This is a genomic window from Sphingomonas baiyangensis (genome assembly GCF_005144715.1).
Taxonomy (GTDB): Bacteria; Pseudomonadota; Alphaproteobacteria; order Sphingomonadales; family Sphingomonadaceae; genus Sphingomonas; species Sphingomonas baiyangensis.
This window is the reverse complement of record NZ_SWKR01000002.1, coordinates 376,039-395,804: the sequence shown is the minus strand read 5'-3', so window position 1 is coordinate 395,804 and position 19,766 is coordinate 376,039. Positions and strand designations below refer to the sequence as shown.

The 19,766-nt window shown below is 67.7% G+C and carries 22 protein-coding genes; 10 read left to right on the top strand and 12 right to left on the bottom strand.

Annotated elements, in window-relative coordinates; translation table 11 throughout:
- The first annotated feature begins 22 nt into the window (after positions 1-22).
- The 6 genes from rpmA to bfr all read left to right on the top strand — a co-directional run bounded on the left by rpmA (position 23) and on the right by bfr (position 3,523).
- Positions 23-292, top strand: a complete 270-nt coding sequence (gene rpmA / locus FBR43_RS04960; RefSeq protein WP_136942120.1) for a 50S ribosomal protein L27 — start codon at positions 23-25, stop codon at positions 290-292.
- A 166-nt stretch (positions 293-458) separates the two neighbouring features.
- The gene (locus FBR43_RS04955) at positions 459-1,010 is read left to right on the top strand and encodes a GNAT family N-acetyltransferase (RefSeq protein ID WP_136942119.1); all 552 of its coding nucleotides are present in this window, start codon (positions 459-461) and stop codon (positions 1,008-1,010) included.
- Between the two features lie 64 nt (positions 1,011-1,074).
- The gene (locus tag FBR43_RS04950; RefSeq protein WP_136942118.1) at positions 1,075-1,416 is read left to right on the top strand and encodes a hypothetical protein; all 342 of its coding nucleotides are present in this window, start codon (positions 1,075-1,077) and stop codon (positions 1,414-1,416) included.
- 40 nt (positions 1,417-1,456) lie between these two features.
- Positions 1,457-2,698 carry a DUF418 domain-containing protein gene (locus tag FBR43_RS04945; RefSeq protein ID WP_249276465.1) on the top strand — a complete coding sequence of 414 codons (1,242 nt, stop codon included), beginning with the start codon at positions 1,457-1,459 and terminating at the stop codon, positions 2,696-2,698.
- 55 nt (positions 2,699-2,753) lie between these two features.
- Complete coding sequence (locus FBR43_RS04940; protein WP_136942117.1) at positions 2,754-2,924, top strand: (2Fe-2S)-binding protein; 171 nt, start codon at positions 2,754-2,756, stop codon at positions 2,922-2,924.
- A 104-nt stretch (positions 2,925-3,028) separates the two neighbouring features.
- Positions 3,029-3,523, top strand: coding sequence for a bacterioferritin (gene bfr, locus FBR43_RS04935; RefSeq protein WP_136942116.1), 495 nt, complete (start codon positions 3,029-3,031; stop codon positions 3,521-3,523).
- A 48-nt stretch (positions 3,524-3,571) separates the two neighbouring features.
- Here bfr and FBR43_RS04930 read toward each other — a convergent pair whose 3' ends face one another.
- The 8 genes from FBR43_RS04930 to FBR43_RS04895 all read right to left on the bottom strand — a co-directional run bounded on the left by FBR43_RS04930 (position 3,572) and on the right by FBR43_RS04895 (position 9,503).
- Entirely contained in the window at positions 3,572-3,991 is a 420-nt protein-coding gene (locus FBR43_RS04930; protein WP_136942115.1) for an Hpt domain-containing protein, read from the bottom strand.
- 71 nt (positions 3,992-4,062) lie between these two features.
- The gene (locus FBR43_RS04925; RefSeq protein ID WP_136942114.1) at positions 4,063-4,263 is read right to left on the bottom strand and encodes a sulfurtransferase TusA family protein; all 201 of its coding nucleotides are present in this window, start codon (positions 4,261-4,263) and stop codon (positions 4,063-4,065) included.
- Positions 4,260-5,627, bottom strand: a complete 1,368-nt coding sequence (gene der, locus FBR43_RS04920; RefSeq protein WP_136942113.1) for a ribosome biogenesis GTPase Der — start codon at positions 5,625-5,627, stop codon at positions 4,260-4,262. The genes FBR43_RS04925 and der overlap by 4 nt, the downstream gene beginning before the upstream one ends.
- A 30-nt stretch (positions 5,628-5,657) precedes the next feature.
- On the bottom strand, positions 5,658-6,980 hold the full coding sequence (locus FBR43_RS04915) for an outer membrane protein assembly factor BamB family protein (protein ID WP_249276464.1): 1,323 nt from the start codon (positions 6,978-6,980) through the stop codon (positions 5,658-5,660).
- Positions 6,977-7,678 carry a tetratricopeptide repeat protein gene (locus FBR43_RS04910; protein ID WP_136942112.1) on the bottom strand — a complete coding sequence of 234 codons (702 nt, stop codon included), beginning with the start codon at positions 7,676-7,678 and terminating at the stop codon, positions 6,977-6,979. Before FBR43_RS04910 ends, FBR43_RS04915 begins: the two co-directional genes overlap by 4 nt.
- A 73-nt stretch (positions 7,679-7,751) precedes the next feature.
- Positions 7,752-8,612, bottom strand: coding sequence for a 3-methyl-2-oxobutanoate hydroxymethyltransferase (gene panB, locus FBR43_RS04905; protein ID WP_136942111.1), 861 nt, complete (start codon positions 8,610-8,612; stop codon positions 7,752-7,754).
- 39 nt (positions 8,613-8,651) lie between these two features.
- On the bottom strand, positions 8,652-9,092 hold the full coding sequence (locus FBR43_RS04900) for a hypothetical protein (RefSeq protein WP_136942110.1): 441 nt from the start codon (positions 9,090-9,092) through the stop codon (positions 8,652-8,654).
- A gap of 63 nt (positions 9,093-9,155) precedes the next feature.
- Entirely contained in the window at positions 9,156-9,503 is a 348-nt protein-coding gene (locus FBR43_RS04895) for an arsenate reductase (RefSeq protein ID WP_136942109.1), read from the bottom strand.
- Between the two features lie 63 nt (positions 9,504-9,566).
- On the opposite strand from FBR43_RS04895, the gene FBR43_RS04890 reads away from it, so the two are divergent.
- The gene (locus tag FBR43_RS04890) at positions 9,567-11,096 is read left to right on the top strand and encodes an alkaline phosphatase (RefSeq protein ID WP_136942108.1); all 1,530 of its coding nucleotides are present in this window, start codon (positions 9,567-9,569) and stop codon (positions 11,094-11,096) included.
- Here FBR43_RS04890 and FBR43_RS04885 read toward each other — a convergent pair.
- On the bottom strand, positions 11,033-12,220 hold the full coding sequence (locus tag FBR43_RS04885; protein ID WP_136942107.1) for a sensor histidine kinase: 1,188 nt from the start codon (positions 12,218-12,220) through the stop codon (positions 11,033-11,035). The genes FBR43_RS04890 and FBR43_RS04885 overlap by 64 nt on opposite strands.
- A 7-nt stretch (positions 12,221-12,227) precedes the next feature.
- Entirely contained in the window at positions 12,228-13,907 is a 1,680-nt protein-coding gene (ettA, locus tag FBR43_RS04880; protein ID WP_136942106.1) for an energy-dependent translational throttle protein EttA, read from the bottom strand.
- A gap of 137 nt (positions 13,908-14,044) precedes the next feature.
- On the opposite strand from ettA, the gene FBR43_RS04875 reads away from it, so the two are divergent.
- Positions 14,045-15,430, top strand: a complete 1,386-nt coding sequence (locus FBR43_RS04875; RefSeq protein ID WP_136942105.1) for a M28 family peptidase — start codon at positions 14,045-14,047, stop codon at positions 15,428-15,430.
- Positions 15,431-15,564: 134 nt separating this feature from the next.
- Positions 15,565-15,834, top strand: coding sequence for a hypothetical protein (locus FBR43_RS04870; protein ID WP_136942104.1), 270 nt, complete (start codon positions 15,565-15,567; stop codon positions 15,832-15,834).
- A gap of 102 nt (positions 15,835-15,936) precedes the next feature.
- Here FBR43_RS04870 and dnaJ read toward each other — a convergent pair whose 3' ends face one another.
- Together dnaJ and dnaK are read right to left on the bottom strand one after the other, a co-directional pair.
- Positions 15,937-17,049 (bottom strand): molecular chaperone DnaJ, encoded by a 1,113-nt coding sequence (dnaJ, locus tag FBR43_RS04865; protein ID WP_136942103.1) that lies wholly within the window; start codon positions 17,047-17,049, stop codon positions 15,937-15,939.
- A gap of 66 nt (positions 17,050-17,115) precedes the next feature.
- A complete protein-coding gene (gene dnaK / locus FBR43_RS04860) occupies positions 17,116-19,023 on the bottom strand; it encodes a molecular chaperone DnaK (protein WP_136942102.1) in 1,908 nt (635 codons plus the stop codon).
- A 188-nt stretch (positions 19,024-19,211) separates the two neighbouring features.
- On the opposite strand from dnaK, the gene FBR43_RS04855 reads away from it, so the two are divergent.
- Complete coding sequence (locus FBR43_RS04855) at positions 19,212-19,646, top strand: copper chaperone PCu(A)C (RefSeq protein WP_249276463.1); 435 nt, start codon at positions 19,212-19,214, stop codon at positions 19,644-19,646.
- Positions 19,647-19,766 lie beyond the last annotated feature (120 nt).

Sequence of the window (19,766 nt, the reverse complement as noted above, 5' to 3'; positions counted from 1 at the left end):
CAGCACCTAGGAGTATCGAGCAATGGCACATAAGAAAGCTGGCGGTTCGTCGCGCAACGGCCGCGATTCGGAAAGCAAGCGCCTTGGCGTGAAGAAGTTCGGCGGCCAGTCGGTCGTGCCGGGCAACATCCTCGTGCGCCAGCGCGGCACGAAGTTCTACCCCGGCCCCAATGTCGGCATCGGCAAGGACCACACGCTGTTCGCTCTCACCGAGGGTCGCGTGGCGTTTAACAAGGGTCGTCTGGGCCGTACCTTCTGCGCGGTACAGCCGATGGCGGACGCCGCCGAATAACGGGCAACCGGCCGGGTTGCCCACCAGGGTGACCCGGGTTCCGCAACGGAACCAGCCACAAAGGGAGACGGGTCGCCCCGGCTCCCTTTTTTCATGCTCCCTCCCCCGCCGTTCCGTCGCGCGATCGTCATGTCGCGGCGGCATGGCCGATTTGAGGAGAGCGGGCATGTTCGTGCGTACGAGGCGGCTGACGTTGCGGCCGGGCTGGATCGAGGATGCGCCGGCGCTGGCAGCGGCGATCGGCGACGCGCGGGTGGTGCGCAACCTTGCGCGCGCCCCATGGCCCTATGGCGTTGCCGATGCCGAGGCGTTTCTCGCGCACGAGATGCCGCGCGACGAACCCAGCCTGCTGATCGTCGCGCGTGACGACGGCGCTGCGCCCATCGTCGGCGGCATCGGCGTGGCGCGCGACGATTGCGGCGCGCTCGAGCTCGGCTACTGGCTGACACCCGCCTATTGGGGCCGCGGCTATGCGACCGAGGCGGCAATCGCGCTGGTCGCGTCGCTGCGCGCCAGCTTCGGCACCACCGCGCTCGTCTCGGGCCATTTCGTCGACAACCCGGCTTCGGGCCGTGTGCTGCAACGCGCTGGATTCACAGCAACTGGCGAGGTCGCGCCGCGCTGGTCGGCGGCGCGCGGCTGCGCGGTCGATTGCGTGCTGTATCGCTGGCAGGCGGCCGTGGCGCCGCAGGCGGCATTCGTACCGCTTGCCGCCTGAGCGGCGCTCGGCAACACCCGCCGGGGTTCGTGCGTTCGGGAGTGGCAACAGGGGAAAAGTCCGCATGCATGCCACTACCGTCGCCGAGTGCCTCGACCTTCAGCCCGGCCAAAAGATATGGTTCGATGCCGTCCCCGATGCGGTGCTCGCCGGCATCGATGCCGAGGCGCTGCAACTCCAGGTCGAACTCGCGCCATCGGCGGGGCTCGACGTGGCGGTTCTGGGCGATGGGCCGGATCTCGCAGACCGGCTTTCCTCGGTCGTGCAGCTGATGCAGCCGGCGGGTGCCATCTGGGTGATCGGCGACAATGGCGGTGCCGACGATGCAGCGCATTTCACGGTGACGCGGCGTGTGCCGCTCGACGCCGGCATGACCGCGACGCGAATCGTGCCCGCCGCGCATTGATTGTGTGGCTGCGCGGACGACGTTCGTGCAGGGTCTCGGTGTGAGTTTGAGCGAACCGCCGCGCTACCAGTCGATCGATGTCGTGCGCGGCGTGGCGGTGCTCGGCATCCTGACGATGAACATGGCGTCGTTCGCGATGATTCCCCCCGCGACGTTCAACCCCCTCGCGGCCGAGCCGACCGGCGCGGGCGACGTCGCGCTGCACGCGGTCAACCTCATCCTGTTCGATGGCCGGATGCGCGGCCTGTTCGCGATGCTGTTCGGCGCATCGATGCTGCTCATGGCCGAGCGCAACGAGGCCGCCGGGATCGATCCCGGCGGCGCGCATCTGGCGCGCATGGCGTGGCTGCTCGTGTTCGGCCTCGCGCATCTCTACCTGCTCTGGCACGGCGACATCCTGCATCATTATGCGCTGGTCGGCCTGCTGGCCTTTCTGCTGCGCGACTTGCGCGTGCCTGCGCTGCTGATCGTCGGCGCGCTGCTGTATATCGTGCAGCTATGGATAGGCAGCGCGACGCCCCGCGCGGTGGCGCTGGCGCAAGCGGGCCTACCTGATTCGGCAAGCGCGGCGGCTGTGCTCGCGCGGATTGAACGCAGCTTCGGCACCCCCGCGTCCGCCGATATCGCAACGTGGAACGCGGCATTCCGCGACGGCGGCTATGGCGCAGCGCTGGCGCAGCGCTGGGCCGAGCATCGCTGGACGCCGCTTCTCGCGCTGCTGTTCCAGAGCTTCGATACGCTCGCACTGATGCTCTGGGGTATGGCGGCCTATCGCAGCGGCCTGCTGACGGGCGATTGGCCGCGGCGGCGCTACCGGCGCTGGGCGATGATCGGCTTTGGCGTTTCGATCGTACCCGCCCTCCTGCTTGCCGGCTGGCTGATCGCCACGCGATATGCGCTCTACCCGGTCACGTCGGCGACAATGCTGCTTTCGCCGGTCGTGCGCGTGCCGATGATCGTCGGCTGGGCCTGCCTTATGGTTGCCTTCGCGCTTGCGGGCGGCGCGCTCGCGGCGCGGTTCGCCGCCGTTGGGCGCATGGCGTTCACCAACTATATCGCGACCAGTCTCATCTGCACGACGATCTTCTACGGCTATGGCCTCGGCCTGTACGGACGCGTGGATCGCCTAGGACAGTTTGGAATCATGCTCTCCATATGGCTCGCGCTGCTCGCATTCTCGCCGTGGTGGCTAACGCGCTTCCGCTACGGACCGCTCGAATGGCTTTGGCGCTCATTAGCGACGCGCAAGTTAGCACCATTCATTGCGAGCGATACGCATTAACGCTTGCGACCGGCTCGCATTAGCGCTACGCCTCGATCATCGAGAGGGTAGCTCCATGGTCGTCTGCGTCTGCAATGCCATCCGCGAACGTGAAGTGCGCGAAGCCGCGCGCTGCGGTGCGATCAGCGCCTGCCAAGCCTATCGCAGCATGGGCAAGCAGGCCAAATGCGGACAGTGCGTACCGTTCGCGCGAGCCATTATCGACGCCGAGCGTGCTGCTGCATAACGTTCGCAGCCGCCAGAAACCGCAGAATTCCGCCATTTTCCGACTATCGCCCTGCCCGTTTCGGCGGTAAGATGTGCGCCTGCATCCAGAGCAAGGCGAACATCATGAAGGGCGACCCTCAGGTCATCGAATATCTCAACATCGCGCTCAAGAACGAGCTGACCGCGATCAACCAATATTGGCTGCATTATCGCCTGCTCGATCACTGGGGCGTCTACAAGCTCGCCGCCTTCGAGCGGAAGGAATCGATCGAGGAAATGGAGCATGCCGACTGGCTGTCGGAGCGCATTCTATTTCTCGACGGTCTGCCCAATTTCCAGCTGCTCGGTCGCCTGCGCATAGGCGAGACGGTGGAGGAAGTGCTTAAGGCCGATCTCGCGCTCGAGGAGGAAGCGATCCCGCTGCTGCGCGACGCGATCGAGCATTGCGAGAAGGTGCGCGACTATGTCAGCCGCGACCTGCTCCGCCGTATCCTCGATAGCGAGGAGGAGCATGTCGACACGCTCGAACGCCAGTTCGAGATGATCGAGCGCATGGGGCTCGAGAACTATATCCAGCTCAACGCGCGTTCGGAGCACGACGCCGACAAGAAGGACTGATTGCAGCACGCCGCTCCGCTTACGCGCGGGGCGGCGGCTGTCGCGCCGTCAGGCGATCGCGCGCCGGCCGAAGCCGCCGGGCTTGCGCATCACCAGCGGGTTGGCTTCCTGTTCGAGCATCGCCAGCGTCTGGTCGAATAGCGGGCGCAGCCGCACGACATGCTCGAGCGCGGCGTCGGGCGCGTCATGCCGCTCGACGCAATCGCGCGCGATGATTTCGATCGTCTCGGCACAGTCGGCCAGCGGTTCGGCACCGAACTGGCGTGCCTCGCCTTTGAGCGTGTGCGCTGGAATGACCAAGGCAGCCGCCTGGCCGCCACGCATCGCCGCCTCGATCCGCTCGAGCGACTTGACGCCATCCTCGCGGAAATAGCCTAGAATGCGGACGAAATTGGACCCCAGCTCGGCGCGCGCCTGCGAAAAGCTCGCCCAATCGACCACCGTTCGCGGTTCGATCGTATTCGTCATTCACAGCCTCCGCCCCGCACCCCGCGGTCGCCTGATCATATGCCCCAGACTGTAAACGACCCGTTGACGCGCTATCCTTCACCGATGCGATACACGCCCGCCGCACATGCGCGGAACGCAAGCCCGTGCGCACCCGCAAGCGCCGCCAGCTCCCGCTCGGCAGCCGGATCGTCGGCCTCGATCTCGATCGCGATGTCGCCGCCCCGCAGCGCCCGCGCGGCGCGCAATGCGGGCCACGGACATTTGAGCCCGCGCGCGTCGATGCGCGTCACCGGTCGGTATCGAACGGGTTCTTCGACGCGCGCAGATTGAGGCGCACGGGCACCGCGCCGAAATCGAAATGCCGCCTGAGGCCGTTGACCAGATAGCGCCGATAGCTCTCGGGCAGCAGATCGACGCGCGTGCCGAACAGCACGAAGCTCGGCGGGCGCGTGTTGTTCTGGGTGATGTAGCGCGGCTTGATCCGCTTGCCGCCGGGCGCAGGCGGCGGGTTGGTTTCCAGCGCTTCTTCGAACCAGCGATTGAGCGCGCCGGTGGAAACGCGCCGGCTCCACGCCTCGCGCGTTTCGAAGGCGACGCGGATCAGCACGTCGAGCCCCTTGCCCGTCGCCGCCGATACGGTGAGCAGCGGCACGCCCTTCACCTGTGCGAGCCCCTCGTCGAGCGCGCCCTTGACGCCGTTGAACAGGCTCGATGCGTTCTCGGCCACGTCCCACTTGTTGAGCGCGATCACCAGCGCGCGGCCTTCCTGCAACACCTTGTCGGCGATCTTGAGGTCTTGCGCCTCGAGCCCCTTGGTGGCGTCGAGCAGCAGCACGACGACCTCGGCATAGTCGACCGCGCGCAGCCCGTCGGCGACCGACAGTTTCTCGAGCTTGTCCTGCACCTTGGCGCGCTTGCGCATGCCGGCGGTGTCGATCAGCCGCACCGGGCGCACGCGCCCTTCGGCGTCGGTCCATTGCCACTCGATCGCGATCGAATCGCGCGTGATGCCGGCTTCGGGGCCGGTGATGAGCCGGTCCTGCCCGAGCAGCCGGTTGATGAGCGTCGACTTGCCGGCATTGGGTCGCCCGACGATGGCCAGCTTGAGCGGCGCATCGGGGCTGTCGGCGTCGATCGCTTCGCCTTCCTCGTCCTCGCGATCGATGAAGGGCCGCAGCGCCTCGAACAGATCGGCGATGCCTTCGCCATGCTCGGCCGACAGCGCGATCGGATCGTCGAACCCCAGCGCCATCGCTTCATAGATGCTCGATGCCGCGATCCGCCCCTCGGCCTTGTTGGCAGCGAGGATCACCGGCACGTCGGCGGCGCGCAGCCAGCGGCCGATCTCCTCGTCCAGCGGCGTCAGCCCGTCGCGCGCATCGACGAGGAACAGCGCCACATCGGCCTCGGCCAGCGCCGCCTGCGTCTGCTGGCGCATCCGGCCGGGCAGCGTATTCGGGTCCTCGTCCTCATAGCCCGCGGTATCGATGACGCGGAAATCACAACCGAGCAGATGCGCGTCGCCCTCGCGCCGGTCGCGCGTGACGCCGGGCTGATCGTCGACCAGCGCGAGGCGCTTGCCGACCAGCCGGTTGAACAGCGTCGACTTGCCGACATTGGGGCGCCCGATAATGGCAACGGTTGGAATCGGCATGCGTAAATCAATCAATGCGAGGACCGGAGTTCACCGCCAGGCGGTGATCGTGCCCTCGTCGCTCAGCGTATACATCACGCCGCCCGCCGCGAGTGGCGGCAGCGTGTAGGTGCCCTTGGTCTCAATCTGCTGGACGATCGATCCGTCCTCGGGCGATACCGCCGCGACGACGCCGCGCGAGCTCAGCGCATAGAGACGCCCGCCCGCGAGCAGCGGCCCTACCCAGCCGATCGGCCCGCGGCGCTTCTCCTCGTTGCGCCAGCGCGGCAGCTGCGAGATCCAGCGGATGCGGCCATTGCCGCGCGAGATGCACAGCAGGCGCGCATCGTCGGTGACGACGAAGATCCACTCGCCCGCCACCCATGGCATCGAGATGCCGGCGAGATTCTGCTCCCACAGTCGCTGGCCGCTGAGGATTTCGACCGCGACCATGCGCCCGCCCTCGCCCACGGCGTAGACGCGGCCCTGATCGATCACCGGCTCGGCATCGATATCGGCAAGGCTCGACACCGAGGTCGAGATGCTGGTGCGCGACAGGCTATCGGCCCAGACCGAGCGGCCATTCTCGTAGCGATAGGCGTTGAGCTCGCCCGACGAGAAGCCGGCCACCACGGTGCCCTGCGCCGAGGCCGGGGCCGCCACGCCGAAGACGCCCTGCGCCTCGAGACTGCCCGATTGCGTCCACACGGTCGCGCCATCGGCGATGTTGAGCGCGAAGAGCTGGTTGTCCTGCGTCAGCACATAGACCTGGCCGTTGGCGATCGTGGGTGCGCCGCGCAGCGGGCCACCGGGCTTGACGCGCCAGATCTCGCTGCCGTCGGCAACGTTGAGCGCCACCACGTCGCCCACGCCATTGGTCGCGTAGAGCCGATCGCCCTCGACGCTCACGCCGCCGCCGAACCGCGCATTCTCGTTCGAATCGCCGCGTCCGGTCTCGACGCGCCAGACGGGCGAACCCGTCGCGGCGTCGAGCGCATGAATCGCTCCTTCGACATCGGCCACGTACAGCCGGCCGCCCGCCACCACCGGCGCCGCGGCGAGCCGCACGCGCGTGGTGCCGCCGGGGATCGAGCGCGACCATAGCTGTGTGGGCGCAGCCGCCAGCGCGACATGGCCCATCGCCTTCGCGGCATTGCCGCCGGGCTGCGTCCAGGCGTCGTTGGCGATCTGCGGCGGCACCAGCACCGCCTGCCCCACGAGATTGGGATCGGCCTCGACATCCTGTTCGGCCACGAGGATCGGCACGCGCTCGCCCACCACCGGCGTCTTCTTGTCGCCGCCGCGGAAGATGCCGCAACCGCTCAGCGCGGCAAGCGCCATAGCCGCTGCCGAAATACGCCCAAGCTTCATCATTCGCCCGTCTTTTCCTGAGGTTGATCGACCGCGTCGACCCCGAGTACGCCTGCCAGCTGAACCGCGCGTTGACGGATCGTCTCGGGCACCGTTTCGGTGCGCGCGATCTCGCCGAACATGCGGCCGGCCTCCTGCGGGCGGTTCATGCGCATATAGGCGATCGCCACCAGCTCGCCCGCGCTGCCGAACCACGGGCTGTCCTTGGTGGCAAGGCCGCGCAGCCGGTCGATCACCTGCGCGGGTTGCAGGCTGTCGAACTCGGCCGAAGTCTGGCGAATGAGCGCAAGGTCGCGATAGGGCTGCGCCAGATCGGAATCGCCCGCGATCTCGGCGAACTTGGCCGCCGCACCCTTCAGGTCGTCGCGCTGCAACAGAATATCGGCCTGGGTGAAGCGCGCCATCGCGCGGTAACCGTCGCGATCCGAACTGGCGAGCGTCTCGAGCGGCACGCGCGCGGCATCGGCCTTGTTCGCGGCCAGATCGTCGAGTGCGGCGCTGAACGCCTCGCCCTGCTCGCCGGCGGCGGCCTCCTGCCGGTTCTGCCAGAACAGCCACCCGCCGAACGCCACCAGCGCGGCGATCACCGCCACGATCACCCAGCGGCCCCAGCGCGTCATGAAATCGCGCATCTCGTCGCGACGCAGTTCCTCGTCGACTTCGCGAAGAAACACATCGTTGTTCTGCGGGGTCAGCGCCAAGACTTCTTACTCCAGGGGGTACAGGCGGCGGACCTTAGCCGCGCCTCGTGCGAAACGAAACGATCAAATACCGTCAGCTCTTGGGCCGGTACAGCTGATCCTCTCCGGGGAACGAACGCGCACGCACCTCGCCCGCATAGGTCTCGACCGCGGCGGAAATACGGCCGGCGATGTCGTCATAGCGCTTCACGAAGCGCGGCGTGCGCTCGAACATGCCGAGCATGTCGTCGATGACCAGCACCTGCCCGTCGCACTGCGCCGATGCGCCGATGCCGATCACCGGGCAGGCAACGCGGCGCGTGATGTCGGCTGCCAGCGGCTCGATCACGCCCTCCACTACCAGCGCGAACGCGCCGGCATCGGCGATCGCCTGCGCATCGTCGCCGATCTTGGCCTGCTCGGCCTCGCTGTGGCCGCGCGCGCCGTAGCCGCCGAGCGCGTTCACCGCCTGCGGCGTGAGCCCGACATGGCCGATCACCGGAATGCCGCGCTGGCCGAGGAACGCGACCGTCGGCGCCATCGCCGCGCCGCCTTCGAGCTTCACCGCCGCGGCACCCGTCTCGGCCATTACCCGGCTCGCCGAGGCGAAAGCCTGCTCGGGCGAGGCTTCATAGCTGCCGAACGGCATGTCGATCGCCACCACGGCGTGGTAGCTGCCACGCACCACCGCGGCGCCGTGCGCGCACATCATGTCGAGCGTGACCGACAGCGTGGAAGGCAGGCCGTAGATCACCTGCCCCAGGCTGTCGCCCACCAGCAGCATGTCGCAATGCGGATCGAGCAGCTGCGCCATGCGGGCGGTATAGGCCGTCAGCATCACGATCGGCTCGCCGCCCTTGCGCGCGGCAATGGCAGGCACCGTGAGCCGGCGCATCGGCGCCGGCGTGGGATTGGCGCGACTGGTCGCGGTATCGAGCGTGAAGGTGGTCGACATGCCGCCGCGCTCTACGCGCTCGGCAGCCTTACGCCAAGCTCAACGCAACCACCCGCGGCGCCTGGCATCGGTCGCGAACCAGAGCTGGAAGATCGCGACCGCGAGGATGAACAGCGGAAACGGCACCGTCGCCGCCGCGCCCTTGACCGCCACCAGATCGGTCGCGGCGAACACGAAGCCGAATTGCACCAGCGCGGCGAGCAGCGACACCGCGAAGGCGGGCACCGCGAGCGCGCGCCGCAGCAACAGCAGCACCGCGCCCGCCAGCCCCGCCCAGGTCGCAATGCCATAGGCCCAGACGAACCATCCCGGCCGCGTCGCATAAAATTGGCGGTCCCATTCGGGCATCGCCGCCAACTTCGCGGCGCTCATCGTGGCATCGCCATAGAAAGCGAACACCCCCATCGCGCCCCAGAGCGCCAGCACGATCGCGATGATCGTCAGGCGTCGCGGTGGTTTCGTCGTGAAGCCGTTTGCCATCAGTCCTCCCCCTTGTCCGCGCGATGCTATCGCCACCCCGCCTGCCCGCGCAACGGCGGTGTATCAGCCCAAGGCCTGCGACCATCGTTCGGCATCGAACCCCACCAGCACGCCGCCTGGATGCTCGAGCACCGGCCGCTTGATGCACGAGGGATGCGCCGCCATCAGCGCGACCGCAGCGTCGGCATCGCCCACTGCCTTGTCGGCATCGGGCAGCTTGCGGAAGGTCATGCCCGCCCGGTTGAGCACGCGCTCCCACCCCGCCGCCTCGCACCAGCGCGCCAATCGCGCGGCATCGGCGCCGTGCTTCTTGTAGTCGTGGAAGTCATAGGCAGTCCCCCGCGCATCGAGCCAGGCCCGCGCCTTCTTCACGCTGCCGCAATTGGGAATGCCGTACATCGTCACCGTCACGCCGCGTCTCCTGTATCGCGATTGTCATCTTCGTCTGGAAAGGCGATCGGCAAGGAGATGTCCATGCTTGTCCGTTCCGTCGCCGCGCTCGCGCTGCTGACGCTCGCCACGCCCGCCGCCGCGCAGCAGGCCGATACCGCCGCCTATCGCGCGCAGGCCGCCGCCGAACTAGCGCGCCTCAAGGCCGTCACGCCGGTCGACGCGCGCGCACGCAACGTCATCCTGTTCGTCGGCGACGGCTTCGGCGTCTCGACGATCACCGCCGCACGCATTCATCAGGGGCAGCGCGCGGGCAAGGACGGCGAATCGTTCGTCACCGCGATGGACGCGCTGCCCTATTCGGCGCTGGTGAAGACCTATTCGCACGACGCGCAGGTCGCCGACTCGGCCCCCACCGCCACCGCGCTGCTGGGCGGCGTGAAGACGCGCAACGGATCGATCGGCGTCGGACCCGAGGCGTTGCCCGACGATTGCGCCAGCGCGCGCCGCGCCACGCTGCCGTCGCTGTTTGCGCTTGCGCAGCAGCAGCGCCGCGCCACCGGCGTGATCTCCACCGCGCGCATCACCCATGCCACGCCGGCGGCCACCTATGCCCACACGCCGCAGCGCGACTGGGAAGCGAGCGTGCCCGCCGAGCGGCGCGCCGCCGGCTGCATCGATATCGCGCGCCAGCTGATCGAAGGCACGGTGGGCAGCCGCCTCGACCTCGTGCTCGGCGGCGGGCGGCGCTACTTCCTGCCGGCCGCCGCGACCGATCGCGAATATCCCCAGGTGAAGGGGTTGCGCGACGACGGACGCGATCTGATCGCCGAATGGCGCCGCCGTCACCCGCGCGGCAGCTATGTGAGCGACGCCGCGGGCTTCGCCGCGCTCGATCCGGCGCGTGCCACCAAGGTGCTCGGCCTCTTCCAGCCCGATCACATGCAATATGAAGCCGATCGCGCCGGCGACAAGGCCGGCGAGCCCTCGCTTGCCGAGATGACCACCAAGGCGATCGCGATGCTGTCGCGCAATCGCGAGGGCTTCGTGCTGCTCGTCGAGGCGGGGCGCATCGACCATGCGCACCATGCCAGGAATGCGCGCCGCGCGCTCGAGGATGCGATCGCGATGGACGCCGCCGTCGCCGCCGCCGTCGCCGCGACCGATCCCGCCGACACGCTGATCGTCACCACCGCCGATCACGGCCACGCGTTCACGATGGCGGGCTATCCGGGGCGCGGAAATCCGGTGCTCGGCGTGGTACGCAACGAGGCCGGAGCACCGGTGAAGGCGCGCGACGGCAAGGGCTATACCACGCTCGGTTATGCCAATGGCCTCGGCGCCGCTTCGGGCAGCGAGCGCAGCGATCCGGCGGCCGAGGACACCGCCGCGCTCGACTATCGCCAGCAGGCGCTGGTGCCGCTCGGCGGCGAGACGCATGGCGGCGATGACGTAGCGGTGCGTGCGAGCGGCCCGATGGCGCATCTGCTGCGCGGCACGATCGAGCAGCACAGCATCCACGCCGTGATGGTTGAGGCACTGACGCGCGATCAGGCGGGGACGGGAAAGTCGACCGAAACGACGGTGCCGCGCCCGCCCTCGCCGGCCGAATAATCGACGCTGCCGCCGAGCTGGCGCGCGAGGCTAGCGATCATCCGCGTGCCCAGGCTCTTGCGCGCCTGCGCGGCGAAGTCGAAATCGGCGGGCATCCCGCGACCGGCATCGGCGACGCGCATCACCATCGCGCCATTCTCGCGCCGCACGCGCACCGCGATCTCGCCGCCCTCGCCTTCGGGATAGGCGTATTTGACCGCGTTAGTGACGAGCTCGGTGAGGATCAGCCCCAGCGGAATCGCGCTGTCGGCGCTGAGCTCGACCGCGTCTACCTCGCAGGTGATGCGGTGGCGCGGCGCCTGCTCGGCCAGCGCATCGACCAGCCCGCACAATAGGTCGTCGAGCATCACCATGCCCAGCCGCTCGCCGCGCCACAGCCGGTCATGCGCCTGCGCGATCGCGGTGATCCGCGCCTGCGCATCGCCCAGCAGCCGCGCCACGCTCGGATCGTCGTCGTCGCGCATCTGCAGGTCGAGCATCGCCGACACGAGCATCAGGCTGTTCTTGACGCGGTGGCTGGCCTCGCGCGTCAGCAGCTCCTGATGCTCGACCGCTGCCGCCAGCCGCGCCTCGGCCTGCTGGCGTTCGAGCGCGACGCCGATCAGGCTGGCGAAGCCCTGCATGAAGGCCAGGTCGTCCTCGTCGAACTTGCCCTCATTCGGGCTGTCGACTTCGAGCACGCCGTAGCGCTTGCCGTTCGCCTCGACGAGCACGTTGATCGCGCGGCGGATGCCGTGATCGGCCATCAGCGCGGGCGTGCGGAACCGCTCCTCCTGGTCGAGATGGTTAGAGATCACCGCCTCGCCGGTCTTGAAGGCGAAGCCCGCGGGACTCTCGGTATCGCCACCGAGCGACGCCGTGCCCACCACGCCATCGCGCCAGCCGACCCCGGCTTCGACCAGCATCCGCTGCTCGCCGTCGGGCGCGGCCAGATACTTGCAATAGCGCGCATCCATGCCGCGCGCGCACAGCTCGGTCGCGCGCTGGAGCATCGCGCCGATATCGCGCGAGCGCAGCGCCTCCATGCCGAACTCGGCCAGATAGCGCTGCTGCCGCAGGCGATAGGCGATGTCGCCGCCCCTGGGCGGCGGCACCGCCTCGGCGCCCTCCTCTACGACGGGCATCGCGCCGTCAGCGCGTAAGCTTCTTGTAGGCGAGCGCCGTCGGGCGATCGGCGGCATCGCCCAGGCGACGGCGCTTGTCTTCCTCATAGGCTTCGAAATTGCCCTCGAACCATTCGACATGGCTGTTGCCCTCGAAGGCGAGGATATGCGTCGCGAGCCGGTCGAGGAAGAAACGGTCGTGGCTGATGACCACCGCGCAGCCCGCGAAATTCTCGATTGCTTCCTCGAGCGCGCCCAGCGTCTCGACGTCGAGGTCGTTGGTGGGCTCGTCGAGCAGCAGCACGTTGCCGCCGCGCTTCAGCATCTTGGCGATGTTGACGCGGTTGCGCTCGCCGCCCGAGAGCTTGCCGACATTCTTCTGCTGGTCCTGCCCCTTGAAGTTGAACGCACCCACATAGGCACGCGTCGAGGCGTCGTGGCCGTTGACCTTCATGTAATCGAGCCCGTCGGAAATTTCCTCCCAGACGTTCTTCGACGGATCGAGATGATCGCGGCTCTGGTCGACATAGCCGAGGCGCACCGTGGTCCCCATCTCGATCGTGCCGCTGTCGGGCTGTTCCTGCCCGGTGATAAGCTTGAACAGCGTCGACTTGCCCGCGCCGTTGGGCCCGATCACGCCGACGATGCCGCCGGCGGGCAGCGTGAACGACAGATTCTCGAACAATAGCTTGTCGCCATAGGCCTTCGAGACGTTCTCGACCTCGATCACCTTGCCGCCGAGGCGCTCGGGCACCTGGATGACGATCTGCGCCTTGCCGGGCGTACGGTTCTGCTGCTGCTCGACGAGCTGCTCGAACTTGGCGATACGCGCCTTCGACTTGGTCTGGCGCGCCTTGGCGCCCTGCCTGATCCATTCGAGCTCGTTGCGGATCGCGGCCTGACGGCCCGATTCCTCGCGCTCCTCCTGCTCGAGCCGCTTGGCCTTCTTCTCGAGATAGGTCGAGTAATTGCCCTCGTACGGGAAATACTTGCCGCGATCGATCTCGAGGATCCAGTTGACCACATTGTCGAGGAAATAGCGGTCGTGGGTGATCATCAGCACCGCGCCGGCATATTCCTTGAGGTGGTTCTCCAGCCACTTGACGCTTTCGGCATCGAGATGGTTGGTCGGCTCGTCGAGCAGCAGGATCGAGGGCTTCTGGATGAGCAGCCGCGTCAGCGCCACGCGGCGCCGCTCGCCGCCCGACAGGTTGTCGACAGGCCAGTCGCCCGGCGGGCAGCGCAGTGCCTCCATCGCGACCTCGAGCTGGTTGTCGAGCGTCCAGCCGTCGACCGCGTCGATCTTGGCCTGGAGCTCGCCCATCTCCTCCATCAGCGCATCGAAGTCGGTATCGTCCTTGGGATCGCCCATCTCGGCCGAGATCGCGTTGAAGCGATCGACCAGATCGGCGGTCTCGCGCGCGCCCTGCTTGACGTTCTCGAGCACGGTCTTGGTCGGGTCGAGCTGCGGTTCCTGCTCGAGATAGCCGACGGTGATATATTCGCCGGGCCAAGCCTCGCCGGTATAATCCTTGTCGACGCCCGCCATGATCTTCATCAGCGTCGACTTGCCGGCGCCGTTGGGGCCGACGATGCCGATCTTGGCGCCCTGGTAGAATTGCAGGTTGATGTTCGACAGCACCGGCTTCTGGGCGCCGGGGAAGGTCTTGGTCATGTCCTTCATCACGAAGGCGTATTGGGCGGCCACGATCGGGTCTCCGGCAAGGGGTTTCGAAGCGGAAGGAAAGTCGGTCGCGCACATAGCGATGCGGCCGCATATTGGCAACGCGCGCGCCTAACCGCAGGGGGGTTGGGCTTGCCGACGCAACGCGCTAGCAGGCGGGCATGCGATATCTAGCCCCTGCCGCCGCCATTGCCGCCGCGCTCGCCGCCCCCGCCCCGCTCGCCGCGCAGCAGGCAGCACCGCTCGACGCCGCCGCGCTGCGCGACGCGGCACTCGAAGACGAACTCGCCTGGGAAATTACCGAAGGCATCACGACCGAGATCGGGCCGCGTCTGGCGGGCACCGAGGTGGAAGCGAAGGCGCGGCGCTGGTCGGTCGACAAGCTGACCTCGCTCGGCTTCAGCAATGTCCGCATCGAGCCGTTCGACATGCCCGTATGGGTTCGTGGCGAGGAGCGCGGGGCGATCGTCGATCCGTTCCCGCAGCAGCTGTACCTCACCGCGCTCGGCAATTCTGGCGCCACACCCGCCGGCGGACTCGTTGGCGAGGTCGCCTATTTCCCCACGCTCGCCGATCTCGAAGCCGCGCCGGAGGGGAGCCTGAAGGGCAGGATCGCTTTCGTCAGCCACGCGATGACGCGCACGCAGGACGGATCGAGCTACGGCTATTTTGGTCGCGTGCGCCGCGCCGGCCCCAACCTCGCCGCGCGCAAGGGGGCGGCGGCGATCGTCATCCGCTCGATCGGCACCGACAGCCACCGCAATCCGCATACCGGCAGCACCAATTTCGATGAGGGTGTGAAGCCCATTCCCGCCGCCGCGCTCGCCATCCCCGATGCCGAGCAGCTCGAGCGCGTGCTCAAGCGGGGCAAGCCCGTGCGCATGAAGCTGTTGCTCACGCCGCGGCAGGTGGGCATCCGCCAGTCGGGCAACGTCATCGCCGAAGTGCCCGGCAGCGATCCTTCGGCCGGCATCGTGCTCGTCGCCTGCCATCTCGACAGCTGGGACCTGGGCACCGGCGCGTTCGACGATGCGGCCGGATGCGGCATCGTCGCGGCGGCGGCCAAGCGAGTGATGGACGCCGGCCGCCCGCGTCGGACGATTCGCATCCTGTGGGCAGGGGCCGAGGAAGTCGGCATCTTCGGTGGCCGCGCCTATTTCGAGGCGCATCGAGGCGAGCGGCACGACGCGGCGGGCGAATCGGATTTCGGCGCCGATCGCATCTGGCGTGTGCAGACCGGGCTTGCCGGAACCGCGCAACCTGTCGCCGCCCGGCTCGCCGCAGCGCTCGCGCCGCTCGGCATCGCCGCCGGCTCGGGCCGTGCGGGAGGCGGCGCCGACGTAGCGGCAATCGTGCGTGCGGGCGCTCCGGGCATCGATCTCGCGCAGGACGGCACGCGCTATTTCGACCTGCACCACACGCCCGACGACACGCTCGACAAGATCGATCGCGTCCAATTGCGACAGAATGTGGCGGCATGGACCGCGACGCTAGCGATCGTGGCCAATGCCCCTGAGGAAATTCGGCAGAATCCCGCGGCGCAATAGTCTTTTACAGCGTGTGCCGCGTGGGGACCGCCATGTTTTTGCCATTGACGCCGTCGCGGCCCACGCTAATGCGGCAGCTTCGTGACGGCGTTCGGGCCGGACACGAAACGGATTTTGCTTGGGAGCAAACGCATATGAAGAAGATAGCTCTTGCCGTTGCGGCAGCCGGCCTGATGACTCTGGCGGCATGCAATCAGGGCACCCCCGCCGAGAACGCCGGTGACATGATGGCCGAGAATCTCGAGGCGCAGGCCGACAACATGGAAATGATGGCCGACAACGCCACGACCGACGCCGAAGCGATGATGCTCGAGAACGCTGCCGACAACCTCGAGGATGCCGCCGACAACGCCGACGACATCGGCGAGATGGATGGCCCGGCGAACGTCACCAACGCGATGTAATCGCGCTCCGGCCGCCTTCGGGTGGCCGGACAGCCAGCAAAAAGGGCGCTTCCGCGATGGCGGGAGCGCCCTTTTTCTATGCAGCGATGCGAAGCGGCGGCCTCACCCGCCCAGCGCCGCCTTCATCTTGGCGAAGAAGCCGCTGGTTTCGGGGCATTCTTCGCCTGTCTCGGTCTCACGAAAGGCTTCGAGCAGCTCGCGCTGGCGGGCCGAGAGGCGCGTCGGCGTCTCCACCTCGATGCGGACGATCAGGTCGCCGCGTCCCCTGCCCTGCAACACCGGCATCCCCGCGCCGCGTACGCGCACCTCGCGCCCGCCCTGCGTGCCCGCGGCGATGCGGATCGTGTGCGCGCTGCCGTCGGGACCCGGCATGTCGATGCTGCCGCCGAGCGCCGCCGTGGTGAAGCTGATCGGCGCGCGCGCGTGCAGCGTCGTGCCTTCGCGCGTGAAGATCGGGTGCCGCTTGACGTGGAGGAAGATGTAGAGGTCGCCGGCCGGCGCACCGCGCGGGCCCGCCTCGCCCTCGCCCGACAGGCGGATGCGGGTGCCTTCGTCGACGCCCGGCGGCACGTTGACCGACAGCGTCTTGGTCTTGTCGACGCGGCCGTCGCCGCGACATTCGCCGCACGGATCGGCGATCACTTCGCCCGCACCCATGCAGGTAGGGCACGTCCGCTCGACGACGAAGAAGCCCTGCTGCGCTCTGATCTTGCCCGCGCCGCCGCAGGTGTTACAGCCGCGCGCGACGGTGCCCGGCCGCGCGCCGCTGCCCGCACAGGCATCGCAGGTGCCCGAGACGTCGACGGTGATCTCGGCCGACTTGCCGTGGAACGCCTCCTCGAGGCTGATCTCCATGTCGTAGCGCAGATCGGCGCCGCGGCGCGTCTGCCGGCGGCCACCGCCCTGCCCGCCCATGAACTCGCCGAACATCGATTCGAAGATGTCGCTGAACCCGCCGAAATCGGCCTGCCCGCCACCGCCGCCGCTCTTGAACGCGGCATGACCGTAACGGTCGTAGGCGGCGCGCTTCTGCGGGTCCTTGAGCACCTCATAGGCCTCGCTCACCGCCTTGAAGCGCGCCTCGGCGTCCTTGCACCCGCCATTCTTGTCGGGGTGATACTGCATCGCCAGCTTGCGATAGGCCGATTTGATCGTCGCGCCGTCGGCCTGCCGCTGGCATCCCAGCACTTCGTAATAGTCGACTTCGGTGGTCATATGCTGCCCCCGTCCGCGAAGCCGCCGCGCCGGTGATGGCCGGTGCGGCGGATCGCGAACATGCCCTTATGCCTTCTGGTTGTCGTCGACTTCGGAGAACTCGGCGTCGACTACGTCCTCCTGGGGACCGGCATCGGCAGTCTCGCCCTGCGGCGAGGCTTCGCTTGCCTGCTGCTTCTCGTAGATCGCCTGTCCGAGCTTCATCGCCACCTGCGCCAGCTCCTGGCTCTTGGTGGTCATCTGGTCGGCATCGCCGCTCTCGACCGCTGCCTTCGCCTCGGCGATCTTAGCCTCGATCTCGCCCTTGAGCGAGGCGTCGACCTTGTCGCCATTGTCGGCGAGCTGGCGCTCGGTGGTGTGGATCAGGCTCTCGGCGTTGTTCTTCGCCTCGGCGGCGGCACGGCGCTTCTTGTCCTCCTCGGCGAACTGCTCGGCGTCACGGACCATCGCCTCGATGTCGTTGTCGGTCAGGCCGCCCGAAGCCTGGATGCGGATCTGCTGCTCCTTGCCCGTGCCCTTGTCCTTGGCGCTCACGTTGACGATGCCGTTAGCGTCGATATCAAACGTCACCTCGATCTGCGGCACGCCGCGCGGCGCGGGCGGAATGCCGACGAGGTCGAACTGACCCAGCATCTTGTTGTCCGCCGCCATCTCGCGCTCGCCCTGGAACACGCGGATCGTGACGGCCTGCTGGTTGTCGTCGGCAGTCGAATAGACCTGGCTCTTCTTGGTCGGGATCGTGGTGTTGCGGTCGATCATGCGCGTGAACACGCCGCCCAGCGTCTCGATGCCGAGCGACAGCGGCGTCACATCGAGCAGCAGCACGTCCTTGACGTCGCCCTGAAGCACGCCCGCCTGGATGGCAGCGCCGATCGCCACGACCTCGTCGGGGTTGACGCCGGTGTGCGGCTCCTTGCCGAAGAAGTTCTTCACGACTTCGCGCACCTTGGGCATGCGCGTCATGCCGCCGACGAGGACCACCTCGTCGATGCCGTCGTTCTTGACGCCGGCATCGGCCATCGCCTTCTTGAGCGGCTCGAGCGTGCGCTGGATGAGGCCATCGACCATGCGCTCGAGGTCGGCGCGACTGATCGACTTGACCAGATGCTTGGGGCCGTTCTGATCGGCGGTGATGAAGGGCAGGTTCACTTCGGTCGTCTGCGCCGACGACAGCTCGATCTTGGCCTTTTCGGCGGCTTCCTTCAGCCGCTGAAGCGCCAGCTTGTCCTTGGTGAGATCGATGCCCTCGGCCTTCTTGAACTCGTCGGCAAGGAACTGCAACACGGTCGAATCGAAGTCCTCGCCGCCCAGGAACGTGTCGCCGTTGGTCGCCTTCACCTCGAACACGCCATCGCCGATCTCGAGGATCGAGATGTCGAAGGTGCCGCCGCCCAGGTCATAGACCGCGATCGTCTTGTTGCTGTCCTTCTCGAGGCCATAGGCAAGCGCCGCCGCGGTCGGCTCGTTGATGATGCGCAGCACCTCGAGGCCGGCGATCTTGCCGGCGTCCTTGGTCGCCTGACGCTGCGCGTCGTTGAAATAGGCCGGCACGGTGATGACCGCCTGCGTCACCGTCTCGCCCAGATAGGCCTCGGCGGTCTCCTTCATCTTCTGGAGCGTGAAGGCGCTGATCTGCGACGGCGAATATTCCTCGCCGCCCGCCTTCACCCAGGCATCGCCATTGGGGCCGCGCACGATGGTGTAGGGCACCAGCTCGGTGTCCTTCTTGGTCACCGGGTCGTCGAAGCGGCGGCCGATGAGGCGCTTGACCGCAAAGATCGTGTTGTCGGGATTGGTCACCGCCTGGCGCTTGGCGGGCTGGCCGATCAGCCGCTCGCCATCCTTGGCGAACGCCACGATCGACGGCGTGGTACGCGCGCCCTCGGCATTCTCGATCACCTTGGGCTTGCCGCCCTCCATCACCGCCACGCAGCTGTTGGTCGTGCCCAGATCGATCCCGATTACTTTAGCCATAGTCCCTCGTTGGCCCCTGTATGCCCCCCGATGCGGGGGATGGAAATGACGGCGGAACCGCGGGCTTTGGGGAAAACCTGCGGAACCAAATGCGATACGGCATATAGGTGGGGTTAGCCTTGCCGCAAGATTGCCGCGACGCTAGGCGAAGGCCTGCCGACGACCATGTCCTGCAACGGGAAATCGCAATGTCCGGACCGATGCGCCTGCTCGCGCCGCTGCTCATGCTGGCAGGCTGTCAGCAACAGGAAGCCGTCGTCGTCGAGGATGCGTGGGTGCGCCTGCCCGCGGTCGCCGGGCGACCCGGCGCGGCCTATTTCACGCTTGCGGCACGCGAGCCGCAGGTACTGACCGCCGTCGCCACGCCGGCAGCGGCCCGCACCGAACTGCACGAAAGCATGTCGCAGGGCGGCGGGATGATGAGCATGCGCCCGCTGGCCGACGTGGCGATCGCGCCCGGCGAGCCGACGCGCTTCGCTCCCGGCGGCCGGCACGTGATGCTGTTCGACATGCCAGCCGGCCTGGCGCCGGGCGGCACCACCACGCTGACGCTGCGCTTCGCCGATGGCCGCAGCATCGAGGCGCAAGCCCAGCTTGTCGGCGCGGGCGACGCGTCACCCTGAGCGCGAGCTGCGAAAGCCTGCCGTTCGTTCGGTTCTGAGGATGGTGGACGCACTAGGGCTCGAACCTAGGACCCGCTGATTAAGAGATACGAGCTATATATTGTCCTGACGTAGACGGGG